Source organism: Skermanella sp., assembly GCF_059503625.1.
Genome location: NZ_JCACHA010000870.1, coordinates 1 through 8049, shown reverse-complemented (window position 1 = coordinate 8049; position 8049 = coordinate 1). Strand labels below are relative to the sequence as shown.

At 57.8% G+C, this 8049-nt stretch carries 8 protein-coding genes and 1 pseudogene; 5 read left to right on the top strand and 4 right to left on the bottom strand.

Annotated elements, in window-relative coordinates; all coding sequences use genetic code 11:
- Positions 1-401: 401 nt before the first annotated feature.
- Positions 402-2165 (bottom strand): P-loop ATPase, Sll1717 family, encoded by a 1764-nt coding sequence (locus AC5JJ6_RS31685; RefSeq protein ID WP_496045866.1) that lies wholly within the window; start codon positions 2163-2165, stop codon positions 402-404.
- 387 nt (positions 2166-2552) lie between these two features.
- Between AC5JJ6_RS31685 and AC5JJ6_RS31680 the strand changes: the two are divergent.
- Both AC5JJ6_RS31680 and AC5JJ6_RS31675 read left to right on the top strand, forming a co-directional pair.
- Positions 2553-2828, top strand: a pseudogene (locus AC5JJ6_RS31680) (transposase); the annotation flags it as partial.
- A 127-nt stretch (positions 2829-2955) separates the two neighbouring features.
- Complete coding sequence (locus AC5JJ6_RS31675; protein WP_496045865.1) at positions 2956-3276, top strand: hypothetical protein; 321 nt, start codon at positions 2956-2958, stop codon at positions 3274-3276.
- 254 nt (positions 3277-3530) lie between these two features.
- Here the strand turns inward: AC5JJ6_RS31675 and AC5JJ6_RS31670 are convergent, their stop codons facing one another.
- The 3 genes from AC5JJ6_RS31670 to AC5JJ6_RS31660 form a co-directional block, all read right to left on the bottom strand.
- On the bottom strand, positions 3531-3845 hold the full coding sequence (locus tag AC5JJ6_RS31670; RefSeq protein WP_496045864.1) for a hypothetical protein: 315 nt from the start codon (positions 3843-3845) through the stop codon (positions 3531-3533).
- A 2-nt stretch (positions 3846-3847) separates the two neighbouring features.
- Entirely contained in the window at positions 3848-4168 is a 321-nt protein-coding gene (locus AC5JJ6_RS31665; RefSeq protein ID WP_496045863.1) for a hypothetical protein, read from the bottom strand.
- Between the two features lie 303 nt (positions 4169-4471).
- Positions 4472-5059 (bottom strand): GIY-YIG nuclease family protein, encoded by a 588-nt coding sequence (locus tag AC5JJ6_RS31660; RefSeq protein WP_496045862.1) that lies wholly within the window; start codon positions 5057-5059, stop codon positions 4472-4474.
- Between the two features lie 391 nt (positions 5060-5450).
- Here AC5JJ6_RS31660 and AC5JJ6_RS31655 point away from each other — a divergent pair, with 391 nt between their 5' ends.
- The 3 genes from AC5JJ6_RS31655 (at position 5451) to AC5JJ6_RS31645 (ending at position 7935) form a co-directional block, all read left to right on the top strand.
- A complete protein-coding gene (locus AC5JJ6_RS31655) occupies positions 5451-6152 on the top strand; it encodes a polymorphic toxin type 4 domain-containing protein (protein WP_496045861.1) in 702 nt (233 codons plus the stop codon).
- A gap of 372 nt (positions 6153-6524) precedes the next feature.
- Positions 6525-7175, top strand: coding sequence for a class I SAM-dependent methyltransferase (locus AC5JJ6_RS31650; RefSeq protein ID WP_496045860.1), 651 nt, complete (start codon positions 6525-6527; stop codon positions 7173-7175).
- 55 nt (positions 7176-7230) lie between these two features.
- Positions 7231-7935 carry a class I SAM-dependent methyltransferase gene (locus AC5JJ6_RS31645; RefSeq protein ID WP_496045859.1) on the top strand — a complete coding sequence of 235 codons (705 nt, stop codon included), beginning with the start codon at positions 7231-7233 and terminating at the stop codon, positions 7933-7935.
- Positions 7936-8049: the final 114 nt, after the last annotated feature.

The window sequence follows — 8049 nt, the reverse complement described above, 5'->3', positions numbered from 1 at the left end:
CGGCTGGACGCCTCGGGGACTCTGTCGGGGCGATTAGGTTTGCTGTGGCCCCGCTGGGCGTGCCGAGAGCCGGCAGTCACCATCGGCACTCAAGCTCTGACAGGCCCTAGCTTCGTCGCCGAGCTGTACCGTGACGCTGCATGATCTGCCCCTTGGCGCAGCTCTTCTCAATCAACCAGAAAACTTGCAACACAACCGGCTCAATAACTACCCATTGAGTACATACTTTATTGGATGCGCTTCCGCTAATTCCGGTCGCATCTCACACGGTTGCGCTACAAAAAAAAGCTGCCGAGGCGAAAGTTGGATAAGGGCTGATATATAAGCGGCCGCTAGGACTTCGATCTATATCAGCTGTTGGTTTGAGATAACGGTGTTGCGGATCGCCCCTACTCGGGCGGTCATCGAGGCGGCTCAGCCTTGATTTGGCGGGCGGAGCTAAACTTGGAGATGTTGGAACCATCGGGAATGACCACGACAGGGACCGCATGTTCAGGGCGGCCGGGCAAGAGGTTGGATACACCGTATTGAAGGGCGAAGACCGGGTGCAGGCACATTTGCTGACTGCCGCGCACGTACAAGCGGGACGGATGCTGAAAATCGAATTCCGCTTTGACTTCTCTAGCTGCATCTTCTTGAAGTTGATGATCGCTTCGAATCCGGCCGACGACGCCAATTTCAACTAGCATGTCTCGAATAATGCTTGGGTCGAGAGCGTGAGGCGCTTCCTTGTGTCCTTCCTCGCGTTGAAACTGATCTACACGTGCACCGAGAGCGCTCGCTGATGCAGCCTTTTCTATAGCCTCGATGGTGAACGTCGGCGACAGCTCGGGCAGAATTGCCTCGCAGATGGGGCGGGCCAGCGGCCAGCGCGTTCTATAGCCGCGGAAGATTTCGGCGCAAATCAGGGTGCTGGCACCAGCGACAGCGTACTTTAGATCCCGCTCACTTGGATACTGCCGCTCCTTAATCCTCGCTCCGTTTGTGATATTATTCAGCATGGACAAGAAGTGCCGCGGCATCAGTTGGGTGTGGCGCAGAAGATACTGAAGACGCGATTCCTTGTACCCACCGCCGACGGAAACCGCCTCGCTCCCCAAGGCTGCCTCTAAAAGTTCGCAGCAGGATTTGGGATCCTTAGGATCGAAATGAGTTAAAAGATCCTCGCTCCACGGAATTTTATTGATTCCAAAAAAGGTTTGAAGGCGAAGCGCCGCTATGCGCAGCAAACCCTCCGCGGCCCAATGCAGAAAGATTCGGTTAGATAAATCAGCAAGTGGGTTAGTCGACAATTTTTCAAAAGTCCGAACGTGTTCGGTGGGCAGGCTAATTTGTATATCAACAGCACCTTCGGAGTCGATTTCTGGCGCCGCCAAGAAGCGCAGAAAACCCTGCATAAGAATTTGTGTTTCTTTTGTTTCGGTGAAATCGTACTGCTCCGAGGAATTGAGGCGAATGGCGCATCGGCAGCCTTCTCCCGTCTCACTCGTTTTGAGCACGTCATTTTCGAACTTGTCCCATAGAACAACCGGCGCCTGTTGTGCAAGCGAGAAAATTGAGAACAGAGCTTCTACTCCTTTCTCTGTCTCCGTTTGCATAAAGGCGTCGAAGATTTTTGATGCATTCCGCACCAATGACTGCGCGACGCCAGGTGCTTTGTCCTCGTCGGCCCGCTCAACCCGAATGAAGGAGGCAAACTTATCCTTGATAGTTTCTGGCATTTTATGTGCAAGGCTGCTTTTTGCCCACTCGTAAATCACTAGAGCGCGGAATATTTCCCTCCACAGCGCCGCAGCATCCTCCACGGTTGTGGCAGATGTATCGTTAGCGAACCGCTCCTTCGCCAAGCTACACACCCGCCGCCATTGTTCGTGCTGGGACCGGAAAACTACAATGTCATAAGGGTTGCCATCACAGCCTTGCTCTACTGAGTGAACCAGAGCGGATGTCTTTCCTGAGCCGCGTCGACCGAATAAAATTCGCGGCTTAAGTGATAATCTTGAGTCAAACGATTCGTGTAGCGTGAACAGGCGAAATAGAACTGAGCGTTCTATAGCATCTGACGGATTGAACTGTTCAGCACTGATGGGACCAAATGGCTCGCCGTCGGAAAAAACAGTCTTTTGAAACCGGTCAAACTTGGGACCGCTGCCTACCTGTTGCATGTCTCACTTCCCATTTTAAGGATGATGTTATCGAGACACAGCACCGGCGCGATAATCCAGTTTCGTTACACTCAAACACAAGATTTTTTCATTAGCTAGGCTCTACACGACAAATTTATTGCCATTTGTGAAGGCGTTGGTGCATGGAGCCGGAGGGAGTAGCCCGACTGCGGCCAAGCCGTTACGCTTTCAGGAATGCTCTTCAAGCATAACACTGCCCGCCGCCATCGCATCCCGACAGCCCGCTACCGGGTCCAGAACTGGCCAGCCTACGAGGCTGGCCTAAGGCAGCGCGGGGACCTGACGCTCTGGCTCGATGAGGCCGCTATTGCTGGATGGCAAGCACCGCGGCGGAGCACCCCCGAGGGCTAGGCCAGGTACTCGGATGCGGTGATCGGGTTGGTGCTGATGCTGCGGCTTGTCTTCCATTTAGCCCTGCGCCAAGCTGAGGGCTCCACCACGAGTGTGCTGCTGCTGCTCGAACAAACGCTGCGCGTCCCGGGCTACACGACCTTGAGCCGGCGCAGCCGCAGCTTCGCCGGACGGCAGCCAAAAATCGTCCCGCATGGCCCGCTGCATCTGATGATCGACAGCACCAGCCTGAAGCTGGTCGGCCAGGGCGAGTGGGATGAGGAGAAGCACGGCCGGACGCGTCGCTCCTAGCGCAAACTGCACCTTGCTGTGGACGCCGGCAGCGGCGAGATCATCGCCTGCTTGCTGACCGACAATGCCCCGATGATGCCGGTCAGCTGCCAGAGCTGCTGAGGCGATCGAAGGTGAGATCGCGTCCGTGACAGCGGATGGTGCGTACGACGGCGAGCCGGTGTACCAAGCCATCGCCAGTCACAAGCCCGACGCACCGCCGGAGGTCATCATTCCACCACGTGCCTCGGCGGTACCAAGCTCGGGGGACGCGGAGGCGCCAAGCCAACGCGATCGCCACATCCGGCTCATCGCCGAGAAGGGCCGCATGGCTTGGCAAAAAGCGATCGGTTACGGCCGGCGTAGTCTCGCGGAGACCGCGGTCGGTAGATACAAGGCGATCATCGGACCAAAGCTGCGCGCCCGCCTCTTGCCTGCCCAGCCGGGACGGACGCTTCCTGCCGAATGAGATCAGATGGGTTGTGGAGCGGTTGTTCACGTGGCTCAGCCGCTACCGCCGGCTCAATATCGTGTACGACCGCGCTGCAGATCTCGTTGCCGGGCACATCTGGATCGCGATGAACTCCATCATCGCACGCCGTCTCGTCGCCCAAACCCCAGCGCAGCAAGTGGTTTAATCGCGTACAGCCTCTAAAAAGGAGCGGACCGTCGGCCAAAAGTAGTTCGTGCTCTCTCTTTAAACATTATAGTATCGTGTTCCGCTCAAAGATGCGGGCCTAAATCTTTGTGAGATGATCTGTCAGAAGCTGCAGAAGAACCATGGCGAAAAGCATGAAACGTGACGACGAATGAAGCGATATGTGCCGTCACTTTGAAGATTGACATTGCCATATCAATCCTCTTGTCCAATTCGCCTAGGCTCGGTGGCTGATAACCGCGTGCCGGCCCAAGCTGCTGGGTGTAAGCGCGCTCCGCACGTCGATGCAGTACATAAAAACTCCCTGCCGCCAGAGCAAGCAAGAGCATGACCGTGCCGCTTAGAAAAGCGACGGGGACCGTTTCACCTGGCAGCAGCATCGTCACGCCTCCAATTTGTCTAGAAGCTTGGACGCTAGCATATGTAGTACCATAGCCGCGGAAACACCAACCAGCGCCAACGCCAGATAGACACTCCACGTCATTTTCGTTGCTCCCGGGTTGATCACTCCTCCAGCAAAAGGAGTGATGACCGCTACGCCAAGGAACGCCCCGGCGGCCTTATTTAGTATGTCCGCGGAAGCTTTAAGCTTTTCGTTCCGCCGCAGCCTTAGTGTCGCGGGCGAAGGCGCCGCCGCCGGCGGCGCAGCTTGAATGCCTTTCGGAACAGGTTCGGCAGGGTGGCTCTCGTCAAGGTCGAGCATGCGCCGCTCCTCACGCGGCGGCTCTCTAACCGGCGGATCACTCATCGCGGCATGCCCTCACGCATGCGGCAGGAACAGCCCACCCCCCTGACGCCTCCCACTTTGCCACGGTCTAATCGTATGACCCCTTCATTCAGCACAAGGAGGGTGCGCTTCGGCCGGAACTACCCGGCCCGCCAGATGGAGAGGACATACGCTAGGTCCTTCGGCTCCGGGCCCAGCGCATAGATGGCGAGCGGTTCGATGCCGCGACAGGCGCAAAATTCCACGAGCTAGGCTCCGGACTGGGTGGGGAAACTTACTCTAAGTTTTGCTGAAGAACGCTTGAAGTTTCGACGCATCGCCGGCGAGCCGCTCTTCCTCCTTGCGGCGTTGATCTGCCTTGACACGCTTACCAGTCGCCATCCGCTGAACGAAGGCACGACGTGGAGCATCGCGCTCCCAGTCGATCTTCTTCTGCTCGGCGCGATGCTCCTTATCTGTGACACGATGCACCAACTGCACGCCGTCGACCTGGATGATGGCGGCACGCTCAGTGGCCAGACGCGCTTCCTCGATCCGTTTACATTCAGCGGCGGCGAGGGCCTTGAGACGTTCCCGTTCCTGTCGTGCCTTGGCAGCGGCCTTGGCCGCCTTGGCGATCGCAGCCTTCGCCATATCGCAGGGGACGTTGAACCACTCGCCGGAGAGCCGATGTTCATTTAGAGTTTCGTGGGCCGCTCGTTCGACGGCGTAGGCGTCGGATGGCTCTACTCCTATGGAGTACAGCACTGATAGCTTGATGTGGCTGCCGCTTTGTAGGCCAGTCAGACGGCTGCGAGGATCATTGGCAATCCCGACCTTGAAGGGCCCGGTTGCTGTCCCGATCACGTACACGAACTTGGCGGTCATAGCGCTTCCTCAACAAGCGGCCGAACTGCACCTGTACGCTATTTGTTCCGAAAGCGGCCATCAACCTTTTCAGCTCCCGCTGCATCAGTCTTTAAGGACATAGGCCGTCCGGCCACGGTACCGTCCATTTGTTGCTACATAGCATGCATCACCGCCGTGCAGATGGCCTTGATCCGCTCGACCATGGCGTACTGGCATGCCGGTGCGCGTCGAATGCCGACATCGTGACGCCTGACGCGCCTTACCAAAGGTCAGCAAGGCGGCCGGCGATCGCTGCGACAAGGTCGCGGGACATGCGAAACTGATCGAGCGGGTTCACCTTACTAGCTCAAAACAGTATAATCGAAGACTTGCTATAGCGCGCAATCAAAATCAGATAGAGGTTTGCAACATGATCACCGTTGCGACGACCAGTGCAGCTCCAACTTTTCTGTTTTCCTTCACGTATCCTGAGAGAAGAACTGCCGGAACAGGCGGTATCGAGCGAGTTGAAACTTACATTAATCGGTCTGGAGAATTTACAGCGAAAATTACAGGGCGGCTGCTAGAGCCTATCCCGCGCGCCATAGCACCCAACTATAATAGAAAAAGTCCGAATGTCCGCCAACGCAATCTTTTTCCTCATTTACGAGACTCGTTTTGCGAGCACATGACGTTCACCGAAGCTGCATCACTTGCTGAAGAATTAACCTATAAATATGAAGCGGCGCATTTGTGGGGACCTGGCTTTGGAGACGAGGCTGCTGCAGGAATTATGTGGGCTCATATTAACTTCAATCAGCAGATTCAAAATCGTTTGCTAGAAAAAATTGCCAGAGATTGGCACAAGCAAGCGGCAAAGAGAGGCTATGTTATTCGCGTTGAAGCAGTTGGCGTTGCCTATAGTCGTCACGAATTAGCCAAGCTTAAAATACCAGGCCAACTGAAGTTTTTGAACCATGTGCAGTACAAATTTATAATCTCGGACCCCGCTGGCGACGAACGCAGCTATCTATTTTTGGCAGAGGCGGGCCCTCCTCACCCAGATTCACAGTTCAAGCTTTCACATTTCGCCTTCCATGGTATAGAACGTTTAGCAGATGTGTTTTTCTAACATTACGTAAACACTTCTAATGCCATCCAGCATTTTCTTTGAATCAGATGAAGGGGTTTCGGTTCCGGGAAGCGGGTATGGGTCTTGGTGCGCAAGACCTGGACAGCTGGCTGGAGCTATTTGTTAGATAAGGCGCGATATGGAAAGGGGGCTGGGGGAAGTTCGTCATCGACCGCAAGGGCAAAGTGGCGGATTGCGCAGCTATTTGCGTTGCTTCTATTATCCGCAGTGCCAAACCAGACCGGGTACCGCAGTGGCGACTGCCTAGGTTGGATCGGCAAGGCCGCTTGGACCAGCCATTCCGCGTCGAGTTGGCAACCCCGCGAGCCACCCCACCTCTGAGGGGTTGCTACTTGAGAGGATCCCGTCGTCATGACCGAGGACGGTTTGCCCGAACTGCCGCCACGTGCCTTTGCCAAAGCGGATTCGTCGCCGGATACGATTTTCTACGCCGATCCTCGCTTCGTCACGCATATCGACGACGGTGCCATCGCCGCTATAACCAAGCTGTACCACGCGCTCTTCCCGGCCGGTGGCACGGTGCTTGACTTGATGTCGAGTTGGGTCAGTCACTTGCCGGAGAAGGTTGCCTACGCCGAAGTCATTGGCCACGGCATGAATGCAGCAGAGCTGGCCGCCAACCCGCGGCTTGATAGCTGGTTCGTTCAGGACCTGAACAGCGATCCCATGCTGCCGCTCGCCGACGCGAGCGTGGACGCGGTCGGCATCTGCGTCTCGATCCAGTACCTCCAGCGGCCGGTCGAGGTGCTGGGCGAGGTGGTGCGCGTGCTGCGGCCAGGCGGCGTCGTGACGATCACCTTCTCCAATCGCTGCTTTCCTACAAAGGCGGTGGCCATTTGGCAGGGCCTTGAGGGTCAGGACCAATGCGGGCTGGTATCGCTTTATCTACAGCGTGCCGGCTTCCCCAGCGTCGAGGCGCTGGAGCTGGTGTCACCAGGGCGATGGGGCAGGGACCCGCTCTGGGCTGTGATCGGGCGCAAGGGCGAGCGCAATGAGGGCTAGCCGCGCCGGGCGCGTCATTGCGGTGCCGCTCCTCGCTGGGCTGGCGGGCGCGGCGATGGCGTTCGTCGTGTCCGCTTGCTCTGCCGCCGCACCCGACGCGGTGGTGTCGGCCGCGGCGCCGCCCGGCCTCGCTGCAGAGCGGTTTCCGAGGCCGCAACGCCCGGTCGCCCGTATCGTATCCGACCAGTGGGCGAGCGAGGACAGCCGCGAGCGCGCGGGTGAGGCTGCCCGGGTTATCGATTTTCTCGGCATCCGTCCCGGCATGACAGTCGCCGATATTGGTGCCGGTGCCGGCTATTACGTCAGTCGGCTCGCACCTCTCTTCGGCCCCGAAGGCCGGGTTGTTGCTCAGGACATTGAGCGTCGCACCCTCAATCGCCTCGGGCAGCGCGTCTCGCGCGAGCGGCTGGGCAATGTGTCGCTGGTTCTCGGCGAGCCGCATGATCCGCGCCTGGCGCCGCGTTCGATCGACCTCGCGCTAATGGTTCATATGTACCATGAGATCGCGCAGCCTTACGGTCTCCTCACCAACCTTGTCTCGGCGATGCGACCCGGCGGGCGGGTGGCGATTCTGGATGTGGACGGCCCTGTGCTGGCGCATGGTACCCCCCGCGCGCTGCTGTCTTGTGAACTCGCAGCGGTAGGCTACCGGGAAGTGGCATGGCACTGGATCGAGGGGCGGTCGATCTATCTGGCCGTCTTCGAACCTCCAACGGATCCTCCCAAGCCCGAACGCATTGCCCCATGCGGCGCGCAATAACGGTGCCGGCAGGTAGATGCTAACAGCCGGCCACGTGGCCGCATCGCCGTCAGGCTTCTCGCGCAGGCCGGCGACGAAGGTGGTGGTCTTCCAGTGGCCGTGCGGAGTAGCGTC